This window comes from Methylocystis sp. L43 (assembly GCF_015709525.1).
GTDB lineage: Bacteria > Pseudomonadota > Alphaproteobacteria > Rhizobiales > Beijerinckiaceae > Methylocystis.
The window spans coordinates 1-16063 of sequence record NZ_JADNRA010000032.1 but is presented as its reverse complement, the minus strand read 5'-3'; the positions used below and the strand labels follow the sequence as shown (position 1 = coordinate 16063).

The 16063-nt window shown below is 61.9% G+C and carries 14 protein-coding genes and 1 pseudogene; 12 read left to right on the top strand and 3 right to left on the bottom strand.

From position 1 onward, the window contains the following. The first annotated feature begins 113 nt into the window (after positions 1-113). The 4 genes from IYX23_RS12545 to IYX23_RS12530 are packed head-to-tail and all read left to right on the top strand — an operon-like array spanning position 114 to position 3648. Positions 114-854, top strand: coding sequence for a class I SAM-dependent methyltransferase (locus tag IYX23_RS12545; protein ID WP_246716752.1), 741 nt, complete (start codon positions 114-116; stop codon positions 852-854). A 32-nt stretch (positions 855-886) separates the two neighbouring features. After that, positions 887-1564 (top strand): transaldolase family protein, encoded by a 678-nt coding sequence (locus IYX23_RS12540; RefSeq protein WP_196393843.1) that lies wholly within the window; start codon positions 887-889, stop codon positions 1562-1564. Between the two features lie 30 nt (positions 1565-1594). After that, on the top strand, positions 1595-2026 hold the full coding sequence (locus tag IYX23_RS12535; RefSeq protein WP_196393842.1) for a hypothetical protein: 432 nt from the start codon (positions 1595-1597) through the stop codon (positions 2024-2026). Positions 2027-2034: 8 nt separating this feature from the next. Then, complete coding sequence (locus IYX23_RS12530) at positions 2035-3648, top strand: GMC family oxidoreductase (protein ID WP_196393841.1); 1614 nt, start codon at positions 2035-2037, stop codon at positions 3646-3648. Positions 3649-3669: 21 nt separating this feature from the next. Here the strand turns inward: IYX23_RS12530 and IYX23_RS12525 are convergent, their stop codons facing one another. After that, the gene (locus IYX23_RS12525) at positions 3670-4779 is read right to left on the bottom strand and encodes a glycerol dehydrogenase (RefSeq protein ID WP_196393840.1); all 1110 of its coding nucleotides are present in this window, start codon (positions 4777-4779) and stop codon (positions 3670-3672) included. A 270-nt stretch (positions 4780-5049) separates the two neighbouring features. Here IYX23_RS12525 and IYX23_RS12520 point away from each other — a divergent pair, with 270 nt between their 5' ends. Both IYX23_RS12520 and IYX23_RS12515 read left to right on the top strand, forming a co-directional pair. After that, positions 5050-6189: an OpgC domain-containing protein gene (locus tag IYX23_RS12520; RefSeq protein ID WP_196393839.1), complete on the top strand. Its 1140-nt coding sequence runs from the start codon at positions 5050-5052 to the stop codon at positions 6187-6189. Between the two features lie 134 nt (positions 6190-6323). Continuing rightward, positions 6324-6923, top strand: a complete 600-nt coding sequence (locus IYX23_RS12515; protein ID WP_210330684.1) for an SGNH/GDSL hydrolase family protein — start codon at positions 6324-6326, stop codon at positions 6921-6923. 54 nt (positions 6924-6977) lie between these two features. Here the strand turns inward: IYX23_RS12515 and IYX23_RS12510 are convergent, their stop codons facing one another. Further along, a complete protein-coding gene (locus tag IYX23_RS12510) occupies positions 6978-7352 on the bottom strand; it encodes a cupin domain-containing protein (RefSeq protein ID WP_196393837.1) in 375 nt (124 codons plus the stop codon). Next, a complete protein-coding gene (locus IYX23_RS12505; RefSeq protein WP_196398849.1) occupies positions 7337-8047 on the bottom strand; it encodes an ABC transporter substrate-binding protein in 711 nt (236 codons plus the stop codon). Before IYX23_RS12505 ends, IYX23_RS12510 begins: the two co-directional genes overlap by 16 nt. Positions 8048-8501: 454 nt before the next feature. Between IYX23_RS12505 and IYX23_RS12500 the strand changes: the two genes are divergently transcribed. From IYX23_RS12500 to IYX23_RS12475, 6 genes and pseudogenes are all read left to right on the top strand, one after another. Continuing rightward, on the top strand, positions 8502-9152 hold the full coding sequence (locus IYX23_RS12500) for a heme-binding beta-barrel domain-containing protein (RefSeq protein ID WP_196393835.1): 651 nt from the start codon (positions 8502-8504) through the stop codon (positions 9150-9152). A gap of 428 nt (positions 9153-9580) precedes the next feature. After that, a pseudogene (gene fdhF, locus IYX23_RS12495) lies at positions 9581-12449 on the top strand (formate dehydrogenase subunit alpha). Beyond that, positions 12446-12736, top strand: a complete 291-nt coding sequence (locus IYX23_RS12490) for a formate dehydrogenase subunit delta (RefSeq protein ID WP_246716751.1) — start codon at positions 12446-12448, stop codon at positions 12734-12736. Before fdhF ends, IYX23_RS12490 begins: the two are co-directional and overlap by 4 nt. Positions 12737-12775: 39 nt before the next feature. After that, a complete protein-coding gene (gene pyrC, locus IYX23_RS12485) occupies positions 12776-13873 on the top strand; it encodes a dihydroorotase (RefSeq protein ID WP_196393833.1) in 1098 nt (365 codons plus the stop codon). A gap of 1 nt (position 13874) precedes the next feature. Beyond that, the gene (locus IYX23_RS12480; RefSeq protein ID WP_196393832.1) at positions 13875-14738 is read left to right on the top strand and encodes a DUF6671 family protein; all 864 of its coding nucleotides are present in this window, start codon (positions 13875-13877) and stop codon (positions 14736-14738) included. A 562-nt stretch (positions 14739-15300) separates the two neighbouring features. Next, a partial coding sequence (locus tag IYX23_RS12475; protein WP_348643657.1) for a carboxyl transferase domain-containing protein occupies positions 15301-16063 on the top strand: 763 nt, incomplete at its 3' end.

Genomic DNA, 16063 nt, shown 5'->3' with positions numbered 1-16063 from the left:
GAACCCATGGCCACTGTCGAGCTGAAGGAATAAGTTCCAAACCTTGAAGCCTGCATTTGGGCGATTTCGCCCAAATGCAGCGTGATCTAGCAGCGGCTTTCCGGGACATGCGCATGAGCGACCAATATCGAACAATCAGCCGGCAATATTCGGCGGCGCGGAAGGATGACCATACGATTTTCCTTGAAACGCCAACCGTCCAATCGGTTCTCGGCGATCTTTCAGGCGCGAGCGTCATCGACTACGCATGCGGCACTGGCCATTATTCCCGGCTCCTCAAAAGACTTGGCGCAAAGAATGTGCTCGGCGTTGATCTGTCGCCCGCCATGATTGACGTCGCCCGGCATGAAGAGAGCCAAAATCCACTTGGCGTCGCCTACGAGGTCGGCGACGCCGCAGCGACGGCGGTCTTGGGGGCGTTCGACGTCGCTACGGCCGCCTTTCTGTTCAATTATGCCGAGGACGAGCAGACGCTTGTGCGAATGTTCAGATCCGTGGCGGCGAATTTGGCTCCCGAGGGCAGATTGATCGCTGTCGTGCCCAATCCGGATTTCATCAACGGTCGAGCCGATACGCTTCCCTATGGATTTTTTCTCGAAGAGATCGGCAAAGACCCGCGCAGCCTGCGCGTCCGGATGGCTTTTGTCGGCGGCGAGAATTTCTCGATCGAATTTACCCAGTGGAGTCGTGGCGCATATGAGGACGCGCTGGATCAGGGCGGGTTTGCTGACGCCGAGTGGACGCCGTTCGCCGTGTCTAAGGAAGGAATTGAGCGGCACGGACAGAAATTCTGGGACGCCATTCTCGCCAATCCGAAGAGCGTCGTGTTGAGCGCAAGGAAAAAGCCTGCGTGAACCCGGCCACGACCACAACAAAGTGAGACGCGATGCTTCTCGTCGATACGGCGGATCAAGATGCGATCCTGAAGGCGCTGAAATTTCCTGGCGTGCAAGGCTTCACCACCAATCCGACATTGATCGCCCGCGCCGCCGGCGCGGAAGCTTTGTCGTTGGATGAATACGTCGCCGCCGCGCGCAAGCTCTGCGGAATGTCCGCCGATATTGGCGCGATTCGGCATCTGATGATTCAGGCGGTTGGAAGCGCAGACGACGCGCTGAGGCAAGCGGCTTGCTATGTCGGCGACCTGAAAGCCGCGCGCGGGAAGAAACTGTGGATCAAGCTTGCGCCGACCCGAACCAGCCTTTTATGTTGCGCGGCGCTGAAGGAAAAGGAGTGCGCCTCTCTGGCGACAGCGGTGTTCACGGCGGCGCAAGCCTATGTCGCGATGGAGGCGGGCGCGGATGGCGTCGCCGTATATCTCGGCAGACTCATGCGGCGTGAAAAAGATTGGGAGAAGCAGCTCGATGCCATCGCCGCGATCGTCAAGAGCGCCGAACGGACGTTGCTGCTTGCGAGTTTTTCCGATCGACAGACCGTCGAAGTTGGACTGCAATATAGTCGCGACATTACGGTGCCGCCGTCTGTTCTCGACGACTTATTGACGTCCGCCCTGTCGAAGGAGGCGATCGAAGCCTTCGACAAGAATATCGTATTGGAACGCTGAAGGGCTGGCTCTTCGCAAAACGAGAATGCCATGCGCGCAAAGGATCGTGACGTCTCGCGTCGGAAGCTGCTGATCGGCTGCGCGCTCGGCGCGCTTGCGCCCTGCATTGCTGATCGGACCGGACTTGCGGAAACCTCGGATCTCGAAAACTTTCTCCGCCTGAGCGCCGAGCTTACTGGGCGCCCGAATCTTTCAGTCGATTCCGCTCGGATTTATCTGCAGAGTCTTGGACCCGATCGCCGCTTCCTTGCTGACATAGGCCGTTTGAACCGAGAAGACTCGGAGCGCCATGCGCGCCAAATTGTGGCCGACTGGTATTCCGGTCAAACCGTCGAGTCTGGACGCATGATTTGCGTCGACTACACGGGCGCGCTCCTGTGGAACGCAATCGGTTTTGCCGGGCCAAGAGGCATTCCCCGAAATGACGGCGCGGGCTGGGCGCTCACGCCAATCGGGAAGTGACGCCTCGCATGGATTTTTACGCCGACGTAGTGGTCATAGGCTCTGGCGTCGCCGGGGCGTTGGTCGCCTCTCGCGTCGCGCGCAAAGGCGCGACAGTCATCATCATGGAGGGCGGCCCGCGCGTCGACCGCGCCGCCTCGGTGAAGCGGTTCCAGACCGCTTTTCCCAAGACTCCCGAGTCGGCCTATGAGCAGGCGGCGTTCACGCCGCACCCCGAGTCAGACAAGCCCGATGCGTTCTATGCGCAGAAAGGGCCTCATCCTTTCAGTTCGACCTATTTGCGCCAGGTCGGCGGCACGACATGGCACTGGCTAGGCACCGCCGTTCGACTGGTTCCCGCCGATTTCGAGATGAAATCGCGCTTCGGCCTCGGCGTTGACTGGCCGATCTCATACGCCGATCTCGAGCCATGGTATTGCCAGGCGGAACAGGAGCTCGAAGTCGCCGGAGACAATGACGACGATCTCGGCTCCCCACGATCAGCGCCCTACCCGTTTCCGCCGATCGCCCAGAGTTTTCTTGATCGCGCATGGCGCAACGCGTTGCAGGCGTCCGACTATAAGGTCCGCCCGACGCCGCAGGCGCGCCTCTCGAAGCCGTCCGGCGACCGACCGGCCTGTCACGGCAGCGCCAGCTGCATTCCCATCTGTCCGATTCAAGCGAAATATGACGCGACCATTCACGTCGCGCGCGCCCAATCTCTCGGCGCGAGGCTGCTGACGGAGACCTGCGCCAATTTCGTCGAATGCCGCCCGGACGGGCGCGTCGAAGCGGTCAGGTTCATACGATCGGATGGCTCGACAGGACGCGTATTCGCGCGCGCCGTCTGCGTCGCCGGCAATGGCGTCGAGACGCCGCGACTCCTGCTGGCCTCGGCCTCCGAGTCCTATCCTGGCGGCGTCGCCAATCGCTCGGATCAGCTCGGCCGAAATCTGATGGATCATCCGATCCAGCTGAGCTGGGCGCTCACGCGCCAGCCCGTCTGGCCCTATCGCGGACCTGGGGCGACATCGGGGATCGAGAATTTTCGAGATCTGAAAGACCGCGGCGCAAATTCGGCTTTGAGATTCGAATTTGGCAATGAAGGGTGGAATTGGCCGACGGGAGCGCCTGAATCGACCGCGCGCGAACTGGCGCTGAGCGGCCTGCGCGGAAAGGCGCTCGACACGGCGCTCAGGGAGCAGACGTCGCGGCACATTCGCGTGGCCGCGTTGACGGAGCAGCTCCCTCTGGCGAGCAACAGGGTGACGCTGGATCGAACGCAAATCGAAAAGACCGGCCTGCCGCGCCCGGCGATCTTCTTTCAACTCGACCGCTACACCGACCGCGCCCTGGCCAACGCCAAACTTCTGCATGAAGACATGTTTGCGAAGATCGGCGTGGAAGCCTTTTGGCACAAGGACGACGCCCAAGGCGCCGGCCATATCATGGGCACGGCGCGCATGGGCGAAGACGCGACGACGTCGGTCGTCGACAAAAACCTGCGCGCGCACGCGCACCGAAATCTTTTTCTGGTTGGCGCCGCCGTTTTCCCGACCGGCGGAACCGCAAATCCGACGCTCACCATCGCCGCGCTCGCCCTTCGCGCCGCCGACGCCGTTCTTTCTTCCTTGACGGAATAGGCGCGCGCGGGAGCCTGCCTGCTATGAAGCGCGCGCCTTGAAGGCGACGCCCATGGAGTCGGCGGCATAAATCGCGTCCATGAGAGTCGCGGCGGTCACCTCAAAGGGTTCATTATGCGCGCTCTCGCCGACGGCGACGGCGCGCTCGGCGATCGCCCGCGCGGTCTCGCGCGACAGATTTGCGAGCCCGAGTTCGGCAAGCGTCACAGGCAAGCCGACCGAGAGGCAAAATCCCATTGCCTCATCGACCGTCGAACGCGGCCGTCCTTCCAGCACAAGCTGCACCAGCGTGCCGAAGGCGACCTTTTCGCCATGCAGCCGATCATGCGTTTCCGGCGCGGCCGTCAGTCCATTGTGGACCGAATGCGCCACCGCAAGGCCGCCCGACTCGAACCCGAGGCCGGAGAGCAGCGTGTTCGCTTCGATGATGCGTTCCAGCGCCGGCGTGATCGACCCTGCCCGCGCCGCAGCGACGGCGGATATCCCGTCATTGAGGAGCGTTTTGTAGCAGAGCTCGGCGATGGCGGCGGCGGCGATCGTGCTCAGCCCCCCAGCGACGTTCTTGCGATGCGCGCGGATGGTGGCGTCCGCTTCGAAAAAAGTGGCGAGCGCGTCGCCCATGCCCGAGATCAGCAGGCGCACCGGCGCGCGTGCGATGACCGTGCTGTCGACAAGCACGAGATCGGGGTTGCGCCGGTAAAAGAGGCATTTCTCGAACACCCCGTCTTCGGTGTAGACGACCGAAAGCGCGCTGCAGGGCGCGTCGCTCGACGCCGTCGTTGGACAGCAGGCGACGGGAAGCTCAAGTTCCGCGGCGACGGCGCGGGCGGCGTCCAACGTCTTGCCGCCGCCGGCGCCGACGATCGACGCGGCCGAGACCCGGCGCGCCTCTTCGCTCCCGCGGGAAATCTCCGCAGACGAGCACTCACCGCCGAAATCGAGAATCGCATAGTCGAGTCCGGCGGCTGGGAACGTCTCGCGCCAAACGGGCTCCAGCGCCTTGCGCGCGGTCGGACTCGCGATGATCAGCGCCTTTCCCGCAATGCCGAGCCGCGCCAGTTCGGAGGCGAGCGCCATCGTCGCGTCGCGGCCCTGAACATATCTCGCGGGAGCGCAGAAAATCTTCAACATGCGCGAGATCCGATCTGACGCGTGAGGGTTGCGATTTGAGAGCAAATGCGGCCGCAACGCAACGCATCGGCTCGAGATCGCCTTCCTGTGAAGTCGGTGATTGCCGCCGCTTAGCATGACGCTGCAAAGTCTCACGGCAAGCGTCTGAAGTTTGCACACCATTCGCATAGGATTTAGGCGCCTACACGACGTGCAGCGGCTCCCCTCGGCTCCCCAATATCGCCTACATTGATAAGCGCGTCGCGAACGCGCATGCAGGGAGCAGACCGCGTGCCAGGAGAACGAATCGAATCGATCGATTTCTGGCGCGGCGCCGTATTGGCGGCGATCTTCGTCAATCATATGCCAGGCAATATTCTCGGCTATCTGACGCCCCGGAACTACGGCTTTTCTGACGCGGCCGAGGCCTTCGTCTTCCTGTCAGGACTGTCCGTCGCGCTCGCCTACGGTCGCCGCTTCAAGACAGCCCCGAAGTGGACGGCCTCCGCGCCTTTGCTGTCGCGCGCCATGCGGCTTTACGCAGCGCATCTTGGCCTCACCGCCATCGCGCTCGCGCTCTTTGGCGCCGCGACCCTTCTGACCGGTCAAGAGCAATTCCTCGCCGAACATGGGCGGTCCGCGCCGTTCCTTGATCCGCTGCGGGGCTTGGTTGGCGTCGCGACGCTCGGGCATCAGATCGGCTATTTCAACATTCTCCCCCTCTATGTCGCGCTCCTGCTCTTCGCCCCTCTGCTCTGCCTTGTCGGACTGCGTAATCGCTGGCGAATGTTGCTTCTGTCCGCCGGCATCTATGCGGTCGCCCGCTTTACCGGCGCGAATTTGCCCTCCTGGCCGGAGCCTGGCGTCTGGTTCTTCAATCCCATGACCTGGCAATTGATGTTTGCTTTAGGGATTTTCACAGGCTTGGTCATACGAGACGGCAAGTTCGCGATGCACGCGGGAACCTATCGCCTTGCCCTCACGTTTACTCTGGGCGCCGCGCTTATCGTGAGCAATTTCATCGGGTTTATTCCCGAGTTCGCCGATGTCGCGGTGGCCCATTTGGATCGGGGCAAGACGGAGCTTGGCGTCATTCGAATTGTCGACTTTCTTGCCCTCGCCTATGTTCTTTATTGTTCCCGTGCGTCCGCCAAGCTTAAAGCGACCGCCATCTTTTCGGCCACGTCGCTTCTGGGGAGACATAGCCTTGTCATATTCAGCGCCGGTAGTCTCCTGAGCGTAATCGGACAAATTCTGAACGCCACGGCGATCAACTCTCCGTTTTTCGACGTCATCTTCGTTCTCGCCGGACTCTGGACTCTCTACAAACTCGCGAGCTTTCTGGAATGCAGACATCGCACACCGCCTCTGGCGGCGACCGCTGCGCCAGCGGACTTCGTCCAGGCCGAAGAGCTTTCCTTCACGCGCTGACCGGCCTCGCTTGCATAGCGTCGTGGCCCGGCCTCGCGGTGGAACTGATTCCTCGCAGTCGTTGCGCAGCCGCGCCAGTCCGCATGCCGGCGAGAGGCGCTCTCAAGCGGACAGCCGCGCGGCTGCGGGCGAAAATGCCCGTCCATGTGCTGGCGATCGGCTCGTCATCGACGCAAGGCGTCGGCGCGTCTTCGCCGGCGGCCGCCTATCCGGCGCGGCTCGAACTCGCGCTCGAGCAAAGGTTTCCCGGCGCGGACGTCGAGGTCATCAATGCCGGAAAGGCGGGCGAGACCGCCGATGGCGCGCTTGAACGCTTGAATGCTGAACTCGACCGCATCAAGCCCGATCTCGTGCTGTGGCAGGTGGGGACAAACGACGCGCTGAACGCATCGGTCTCGGAGCCAAAGTTTGAAGCCGTGGTCGAACGCGGCATTTTGTCGATCGAGCGGCACAAGAGCGACGTGCTGCTCGTCGATCCGCAATTCATCAAAAAGGTCCAAGATCCAGCCCGTTACGAGCGTTTCGTCGAGACGTTAGAGCGCGTCGCGGAGAAGGAGCACATCTGCCTTTTTTCGCGCTACCATTTGATGAAGACGCTCGATGCCGCGCCGGGGGGCGGCGTCGAGCCTCTGCTCGCGCCTGACGGTCTCCACATGAACGACGCCGGCTATGCCTGCGTCGCCGAACGACTCGCGGGCCAGATCCAGGACCTTGTGAGCCGTCTCGATCCTTGACGCCGCGGAGCGGAGCGACGTTGGCGCAGCGCGGCCGCTGGCGCGCGCGCAAAGTCAGGTCTCGAGACCGGCGCCGGCGGGAAAAAAGGGAGCGGCCAGCTCGACGTAAAGGCGTCGCCACGGCTGATCGTCGATGAGCCGCCAGCGATGTCCGGTTCCGGCCGTGTCGGACGCCAGCAGTATGTCGCCTGGCCGCAGCACAAACGTCTCGCCGTCGCGTGTGGTGAACTCCAAAGTTCCGCAGAGCGTGACGACGAATTGCTCGCATGGCGCGGTGTGCCAGTCGCGCGAGGCGCCGGGCGCGGTCTCCTCGAAATGCGCCAATTTCGCTGGCGTTACGGCTCCCAACGGAAGCGCGATATGGTCGACGTGGGAGCGGCCGTCGCTCCCCGTATACAGGTGAATGCAGCGGATTACGTCTGGAGCCATTTCTTCACCAACTGCGGGAGCGCGCCGCTTTTGTGCAATCGCGCTTGGGCGTCGTTTATCGCCGTGCGCAGGGCGTCGTCGCCGAGGCGAACTGCGACGCCGAGCCTCTCATCCGTGATCCCGTCCTGCACGATGCGCAATTGGGGACGATTCCTGATCATCCAGCGCATCACGGGAGCGAGCTTCATCACCGCGCCGATCTTTCCGGCGGACAGGTCATCCAACATCGCGCCGATGTCGTGATACGCATAGGTGCGCGCTTCCGCGATCCGACCTTCATCCTTGAGGCGATGCGCCACTGGCTCGGAGGTATTGCCCTGCTGCACGCCAAGGATCAAGCCGCGCAAATCGTCGATCGACCTGACGCTCGGCGTCGCCTCGACGTTGCAAACGAGACTCTGGCCGGATCGGATGTAAGGCGTGCAGAACGACGCCAGCCGTAGCCGGTCGGGCGTGATCGTCGCCCCGGACGCGACGCAATCCCACGTGCCGCGCGCGAGCCCCTCGAAGATGCCGTTGAAATCCGCGCCCGTATAAGGAGCGAGCCGCCAGGCGAGACCGAGCTCGGCGGCGACCGCCTGCATCAGCTCGACGTCGAAGCCGCGAGCTTCCCCGTCCTCCATGAATTCGAACGGCGGATCGGGCAATGCGGCGCCGACGCATAAGACGCCGGATGTGATGGTGCTGACGTCCATGGGACACGCTGCACAAAATCGAGAGGCACGTTCGACTCCGCCTATCAAACCGGCTCTCACGGAGCAAGCAGCCTACCCACCAACGATGCAAATATCTGACGGAAATATACGCGTTTACGTCCGCCAAGACCCTAGAAAAAACCGAGCAGGGGCGCGAAAAAGGGCCGGCCCCACCGGCCGGCCCCGATCGCTTCGAAAAGCTAAGCGTTCTTTGCAACATTCGGATCATTGCGCGTCTCATTGAAAGGCGCAGTGCGCCCCCGCACGGTGCGTGCGGCGCGATTCATGCCCGAGCGTCCGCGAAGCCGGCGTCTCGTCGCCTTGATGTCTTTGTCTCAGTCAAAAGCCGCTGCGACGAATGTCGGCAGCAGATTGGGTAAATTTGCCGCTTGAAATCAGGCCGCGCACGTTCCTCAATCACAAGCGCTCAGATGAGCAAGAAGGGACATGAAAAGTGTGCAGCAGTCCGGAAGATATTTTTACCGAGCCTGAGTTCTCCCCCGACACGCTCGCTAATCTGGGTCCGTTGCGCCGCTTGGCGGGCGTGTGGCAATCCGATCAAGGCGTGGACGTCAATCCCAAGGCCGAAGGGCCGGAAAGACGCGCGTATCGCGAGCATATAAGGATGGATCCGATCGATCCGCAGACGAACGGGCCGCAACTCCTCTATGGTTTGCGCTATCACATCCATATCAACACCCCGGAGGAGGCGATCACCTTTCACGACCAGGTTGGGTACTGGCTCTGGGAGCCGGCCACGGGCCTGATTATGCAGACCATCGCGATCCCGCGCGGACAAGTCGTGCTGGCGGGCGGAACGGCGAAACCCGATGACGCGCGCATTTCAGTCGAGGCGCGGCGCGGCGACAGTCGCTTCGGCATTTGCTCGACGACTTTCCTGGAAGAGGCGTTTCGCACCGACTATTACCGCATCGACATCGCCTTCAACGACGATGGCAGCTGGACCTATGTGACGCGAACGGATCTCGCCCTGCGCGGCAAGACGCCGCCGTTCAACCACCACGACACAAATACGCTGCGGCGGATCGCGCCCCCGGCGCCTAATCCGCTCGTCGGCCTGCTGAAGGACAGCAAAGTGAGTTAGCTCTGAATTCTTGAAACGTCATGTCGCCCCCGATGTTAGTTCACCCCGAGTCGTCAGAACTTTCGGTGCAATCGGGAGGTCGCTGGCGTTTTGCCACAATAGAACGAGCTATTCGATAAATTGAAATTGAGTGATAATCGCATTCAGCTAAATATAGCGCCGTTGGCATATTGTGGCATTTGCAGTCTTGCCTTCCCGACCCCGGTCGCGACGTCGAACGGCCCGGGACCCTGACGCCATGCCCTGGCGCCGCCGGAAGCACTAAAGGCGCTGCGCTCTGCGACCATGCCATCTGGTTGCGCCAAGTTGCGACGTCGAGGTCGTCGCAGGTCGAGCAACTGTGCGAGGGAAGGAAAGCCCACTCTTGAAGTGGGTTGTGACCTCTTGAAGGAACAAGAAAAGGCAGCTTTGGATTGGCGAGGCAGCGAATGTGGTCTGAACTGCGCGGACTGAAAGACGAGATCGATTTTGGCACCCCGCCACGAGATGGATCGCCCGTAACGCTTGATGTTGACGACGTGACCGTCACGGTTCCGGCTGGCAGTTCGGTAATGCTTGCCGCCGCAAAAGCGGGTCGCGCAGTGCCGAAGCTCTGCGCCACCGATATGCTCGAGCCCTTTGGCAGCTGTCGCGTCTGTCTCGTAGAGATCGAAGGCCGCGGCGGGTTCCCGGCTAGCTGCACCACGCCGGTCGTCGAGGGCATGAAGGTCAAGACCCAGACCGAGACGCTGAAGCGCCTGCGCAAGGGCGTTCTGGAGCTTTACCTTTCCGACTTCCCCGAAAGCGAGATGGCGGACGGGTGGAGCGAACTCCACGAAACGCTGAAGGCCGAAGGGATCGCGTCCCATCCGTACGGCAACGGCGGCGCCAATCACTTCGACGCGCCCGTCGACGCCTCCAACCCCTACTTCCTGTTCGATCCCGCCAAATGCATTGTTTGCAGCCGCTGCGTGCGCGCCTGCGGCGAGGTGCAGGGAACCTTCGCGATCACCATCGCCGGCCGCAGCTTCGAGTCCAAAGTCGTCGCCAGCCAGGATCAATCGTTTTTTGAATCCGAATGCGTGAGTTGCGGCGCCTGCGTGCAGACCTGCCCGAGCCATGCGCTGGTCGAGAAAAGTCTCTTCGAGGGAGAGTACAAACATGCCGAACCCGCTGAAGCCTGAAAGATCCGTCGTCACGACCTGCGCCTATTGCGGCGTCGGCTGCGGCTTCAAGGCCGAGACGCGCGGGGGCAAGATCGTGCGCATGACTCCCTGGAAGGAAGGCAAGGCCAATCATGGCCACAGCTGCATCAAGGGGCGCTTCGCCTATGACTATTACAATGCGCCTGACCGGGTGCGTACGCCGCTGATCCGCCTCTCGATCAACGATCCGTGGAAGCCCGTGAGCTGGCAGGAGGCGTTCGACTACGCGGCGAGCGAATTCAAGCGCATCCAGGCCAAATATGGGGTGAAGTCGGTCGGCGCCGTCTCCAGTTCGCGCTGCACGAATGAGGAAATCTTCCTCACGCAGAAATTCGCGCGCGCGGTGCTCGGCAACAACAATATCGACAACTGCGCCCGCATCTGCCACTCGCCGACGCAGTTCGGCCTGACCAACACCATCGGCGCGGGCGCTGCGAGCCAGCACTTCGATTCTATCCTTCAGGCCGACGTCGTCATGGTCGTCGGGGCCAATCCGACTGAGGGTCATCCAGTCTTCGGCTCGCTGATGAAGCGGCGCATCCGCCAGGGCGCGAAGCTCATCGTCATCGACCCGCGCAAGACCGAGACGGTAGAGTCCGCGCATTGCAAGGCGGATGTGCATCTCGCCATCCGACCCGGCACCAATGTCGCGATTCTCGACAGCATCGCGCATGTCGTGGTGCGCGAGAAACTCTACAACGAAGCTTTCGTCCACGCGCGCTGCGAAGTGAACGAGTTCGAGAACTGGAAAGCGCTCGTCGGCTCTGACAAATATGCGCCGGAAGTCATCGGCCCGCTCGCCGGCGTTGATCCGGACGACATCCGCAAAGCGGCGCGGATCTATGCCGGCGGCCCCAACAGCGCCATCTATTACGGCCTCGGCGTGACGGAACATTCGCAGGGCTCGACCGGCGTGATGTGCCTTGGCAATCTCGGCCTCTCCTGCGGCATGCTGGGGCGCGAGGGCGTTGGCGTCAATCCGCTGCGCGGCCAGGGCAATGTGCAGGGCGGCAGCTGTCTCGGCAGCTGGCCGCATGTCTTCAGCGGCTACCGCTTCGTGACGGATTACGCCACCCGCTCGAGCTTTGAAGCGGAATGGGGCGTGACGCTCGACGCCGAGCCCGGCCTGCGCCTGCCCAACATGCTCGACGCCGCCGTCGCGGGGTCCTTCAAGGGCATGTACATCATGGGCGAGGATCCGGTGCAGAGCGATCCGAACCAGCACCACGTCATCGCCGCGATGAAGAACATGGAATGCGTCGTGCTCCATGATCTCTTCCTCAATGAGACGTCGAAATACGCCCATATTTTCTTCCCCGGCTCATCGTCGCTGGAGAAGGACGGCACATTCACCAACGCGGAACGCCGCGTCTCGCGCGTGCGCAAGGTGATCGAGCCGCTGGCCGGCCTTCAGGACTGGGAGATCACGGTAAAGCTTATGAACGCCATGGGCTACAACGTCACCTACAACAATCCCGGTGAGGTTCTCGACGAGATTGCGCGGCTGTCGCCCAACTATCGCGGCATAAGTTTCGCGCTGATCGACCGCGTCGGCTCGGCGCAATGGCCCTGCAACGAGGACGCGCCCGAGGGCACTGAAGTGCTCCACATCGGGAAGTTCCCGCGCGCCAACGGGCTTGGCGCCTTCATGCTCACCGAATATGTGCCGACAGCGGAGCGCGCCAACGATAAATATCCGCTGCTGCTGACAACGGGCCGCATTCTCTCACAATATAATGTCGGCACGCAGACGCGGCGCACGCCGAATTCCATGTGGCATCCCGAAGACGTGCTCGAAATCAACGAACAGGACGCCATGTCGCGCGGCCTGAAGAGCGGTGACTGGGTGAAGCTGTCGAGCCGTTTCGGCCAGACCGAGCTGCGCGCGAAGATTTCCGAGCGCGTGAATCCGGGCGTTGTCTACACAACGTTCCACCATGCGAAATCGAAGGCCAACGCCGTCACCTCGGACCTCTCCGACTGGGCGACGAACTGTCCCGAATACAAGGTCACGGCGGTCGACGTCGTTCGCACCAACGGCCCCGCCGCCGACAGCGTGCAGGAGGCGGAAGGGCCGGGTATCGAGGAGCTGGAGCCGGCGGAATGCGCATGACGCAGTGGCCTTCGCAGGGCGCCGACATTCCTGTCATGGCGCTCGATCGCATCGTTCTGATGGCCAATCAGATCGGCGATTTCTTCGCGCCCTATCCGCCGGAAAGGCGCGCGGAAGGCATCAGGAATCACATGCGGACCTATTGGGATCCGAGGATGCGCGCCGAGTTGCTGACGCTGATCGAGACGGGGGGCGCGGGCCTCGCGCCCCATGTCGTCGAAGGCGCGAAACTGCTGCTGAACGATACCCATTCCAAGCCCGGCTATTATGGCCCGCCGAAGGCTTGACCGAAGCGGCGGCACGCGCGTCAACCATGGTCAACTGTCATGCCTGGTTTTCGCGACCCGTTGAGGATTCCGACGCCCGGCGCGGCGACCAGATTGGTCATCCGACAGCCCGACGATTGGCATGTGCACCTGCGCGACGGCGACATGCTGCGGGCGGTGGTCAACGAAACGGCCCGGCAATTTGCAAGGGCGATCGTAATGCCGAACCTCGTTCCGCCGGTGACGACGGTCGCCGCCGCGGAGGCTTATCGCTCGCGCATTCAGGCGGCGCTCGCGCCGGGTCTCGCGTTCACGCCGCTCATGACCGCGTACCTCACCGACACTATTGATCCCGGCGAAATCGAGAGGGGCTTCGGATCTGGCGTATTCACAGCGGCCAAGCTCTATCCGGCGCACGCGACCACCAATGCCGCGCAAGGCGTGACCGATATCGAGCGCATCTATCCTGTCCTCGAGGTGATGCAGCGACTTGGGATGCCGTTGCTGGTGCACGGTGAGGTCGTTGACCACCACGTCGACGTCTTCGATCGCGAGGCTGTTTTTATCGAGCGTGTTCTCGCGAAACTTCTCGCGGCGTTTCCGGCGCTAAGAGTGGTGTTGGAGCACATAACGACCGAGGAGGCGGTCGCGTTCGTCGAGACCGCCGGACCGAACCTCGGCGCGACGATCACGCCGCATCACCTGGTCATCAATCGAAACGCGATGTTCAAAGGCGGTATCCGCCCGCACCTATACTGTCTTCCGGTCGCCAAGCGGGAACGGCATCGACTGGCGCTGCGCCGCGCGGCGACGTCGGGCAATCCGAAGTTTTTCTTAGGCACGGACTCAGCGCCGCACGCGGTGGGCGAGAAGGAGTCCGACTGCGGATGCGCTGGCATTTTCAACGCTCCCGTGGCGTTGGAAACTTACGCCGCGGTTTTCGACGAGGAAGGCGCGCTGGAGAGACTGGAAGCCTTCGCCGCCGAACATGGTCCCCGCTTCTATGGTCTTTCTCTCAATACGCGCTCCATCGTCCTCGAACGGACACCGCGAAGAGTGTCTCCAACCATGGTTGTCGCCAACACTCACATCATACCGTTTCAGGCGAACGCCACCCTCGCCTGGACCTTTCGCGGACGATCGAGCGGCGCTTACTAGCATGGCCCAAGCGCGCCATCCTTACGCCAGTCGAACGGCCGCTTTCGCCACCATGCACCGCAAGGAACAGGTCGTTGCGCCCGCGTTGATGTCGACACCCGGCTTAATCGTCACTTCACCGCCTGGAGTAGATACTGATCAACTTGGCACGTTCTCTGGAGAGATTCCGCGCGATGGAACGATGCTCGACGTCGCCATGCGCAAAGCGCGTTTGGGCATGCGCGCCGCAGGCGTGCCGCTTGGGCTTGCGAGTGAAGGCTCATTCGGTCCGCATCCCGCCATTCCGTATATTCCTGCAGGCATGGAGCTTCTGGTCTTTGTAGATGACGAGAGCGGAATTGTTGTCGCCGAAAGCTTAATCGCCGAGAAGACGAATTATGATCATCTGGTCGTCTCGCCCGGAGAAGCATCCGACGGGTTTTTGCAAAGGATCGGTTTTCCAACCCATGGGCTGATCGTGCGGCCGAACGAAGGTGAAGTGGCGTCTGCTCTCGCTAAGGGCATCGTCGATCCCGACCGCTTAAGGCGCGCCATTGAAGCAGCCGCTGCTGTATCATCGGATGGCCGGGCGCGCATGGAGACGGACATGCGCGCCCACTTCAACCCGACGCGGATGAGGAGTCTTGCCATATTGGCCGAACGCCTCGCGCAGCGCCTGGCGCGGCAATGCCCGGCCTGCGGCGCGCCGGGTTTTGGTCGGACCGGATCTCGCGCCGGCTTGCTCTGCGAAGCCTGCGGCGCGCCCACTGAGTTGGTCGTTGCTGAGAGATTAGGGTGTCCCGCATGCGATTATACGGAAGAACGCCTTCGGGGAGATGGATTGCAGCGCGCGCCGGCTCAGCACTGCCCTTTGTGCAACCCATGATGCATTCCAGCTCCCGGACCTTCTGTTGACACTGACGCAGTGTCACTTTCCTCGCAGGATTCTCCGTGAGGCGGAGAGCAAGCTTCGCCGGTGACGCAGTCACGCGCACCGTTTCAGCAAAAGAGGATCTGCGGTCTTGCGGGATCGACCCTCTTGACGGACCATCTTCGGCCGCATGACGTCGCACTGAAGCCTCTGCGCGCGCTGCATCCGCAGTAGATCAATCTTTCGCTTCATCGAATGGACGATCTTCGCGAGATCGGGGCCGGTTACGACCCTATGCGAGTTTTTTGAAACAAATTCTTAGACATTTTGAATTTTTGCAACGCTGGAAATCCGCCTAGATTGCCTAGACCATGAAATCCTCTACGCACTCAGACGCCAAAGTAATGGCTGGAATGAATCGCGTAAAGTTGAGGAGCGGACATCGCGACGAGGGATGGGGGCCAAATGAAGAGCATTTGCGATGGATTTGCGCAACATATGTTGAATCTCAGGAGATTTCGGCGGCCGTAGTCTTGTCGGTGCGATCTTCGCTACGAAATGGTAAGGACAATGGTTGGTGAAACATATTCTCGACGGGCTTGAACGGCGGCGCGCGTCCGCCCGACTTGGCGGCGGCAAAAAGCGGATCGAAGCCCAGCACGCCCGCGGCAAGCTCACGGCGCGCGAGCGAATCGAACTGCTGCTCGATCACGGCTCGTTCGAAGAATTCGACATGTTCGTCGCCCACCGCTGCGCCGATTTCGGCATGGATCAGGGCGAAAAAATTTCAGGCGACGGCGTCGTCACCGGTTGGGGAACGGTCAACGGCCGCGCCGTCTTCGTCTTCGCCAAGGACTTCACCGTCTTCGGCGGTTCGCTCTCCGAGACTCACGCGCAAAAGATCACCAAGCTGCAGGACATGGCGCTGAAAAATCGCGCCCCGATCATCGGCCTCTTCGACGCCGGCGGCGCGCGCATCCAGGAAGGCGTCGCGGCGCTCGGCGGCTATGGCGAGGTCTTCCAGCGCAATGTGCTGGCCTCGGGCGTCATTCCGCAAATCTCGGTGATCATGGGCCCCTGCGCCGGCGGCGACGTTTACTCGCCGGCGATGACCGACTTCATCTTCATGGTGCGCGACACGAGCTATATGTTCGTGACCGGACCCGATGTCGTGAAGACGGTGACCAACGAGACCGTCACGGCGGAAGAACTCGGCGGCGCTTCGGTGCATACGACCAAAAGCTCGATCGCCGATCGCGCATATGACAACGACGTCGAAGCGCTCCTGCAGATGCGCCGGCTGATTGATTTCCTGCCTTCCTCCAACCAGGAGGAGGCGC

What these genes read in the sequence shown, in the direction of transcription:
- pyrC (WP_196393833.1), top strand. Translation starts at nt 12,776, where the DNA reads ATGCCTGGTTTTCGCGACCCGTTGAGGATTCCGACGCCCGGCGCGGCG.
- IYX23_RS12505 (WP_196398849.1), bottom strand. Translation starts at nt 8,047, where the DNA reads ATGGACGTCAGCACCATCACATCCGGCGTCTTATGCGTCGGCGCCGCA.
- IYX23_RS12530 (WP_196393841.1), top strand. Translation starts at nt 2,035, where the DNA reads ATGGATTTTTACGCCGACGTAGTGGTCATAGGCTCTGGCGTCGCCGGG.
- IYX23_RS12540 (WP_196393843.1), top strand. Translation starts at nt 887, where the DNA reads ATGCTTCTCGTCGATACGGCGGATCAAGATGCGATCCTGAAGGCGCTG.
- IYX23_RS12490 (WP_246716751.1), top strand. Translation starts at nt 12,446, where the DNA reads ATGACGCAGTGGCCTTCGCAGGGCGCCGACATTCCTGTCATGGCGCTC.
- IYX23_RS12515 (WP_210330684.1), top strand. Translation starts at nt 6,324, where the DNA reads ATGCCCGTCCATGTGCTGGCGATCGGCTCGTCATCGACGCAAGGCGTC.
- IYX23_RS12525 (WP_196393840.1), bottom strand. Translation starts at nt 4,779, where the DNA reads ATGTTGAAGATTTTCTGCGCTCCCGCGAGATATGTTCAGGGCCGCGAC.
- IYX23_RS12480 (WP_196393832.1), top strand. Translation starts at nt 13,875, where the DNA reads ATGGCCCAAGCGCGCCATCCTTACGCCAGTCGAACGGCCGCTTTCGCC.
- IYX23_RS12545 (WP_246716752.1), top strand. Translation starts at nt 114, where the DNA reads ATGAGCGACCAATATCGAACAATCAGCCGGCAATATTCGGCGGCGCGG.
- IYX23_RS12510 (WP_196393837.1), bottom strand. Translation starts at nt 7,352, where the DNA reads ATGGCTCCAGACGTAATCCGCTGCATTCACCTGTATACGGGGAGCGAC.
- IYX23_RS12535 (WP_196393842.1), top strand. Translation starts at nt 1,595, where the DNA reads ATGCGCGCAAAGGATCGTGACGTCTCGCGTCGGAAGCTGCTGATCGGC.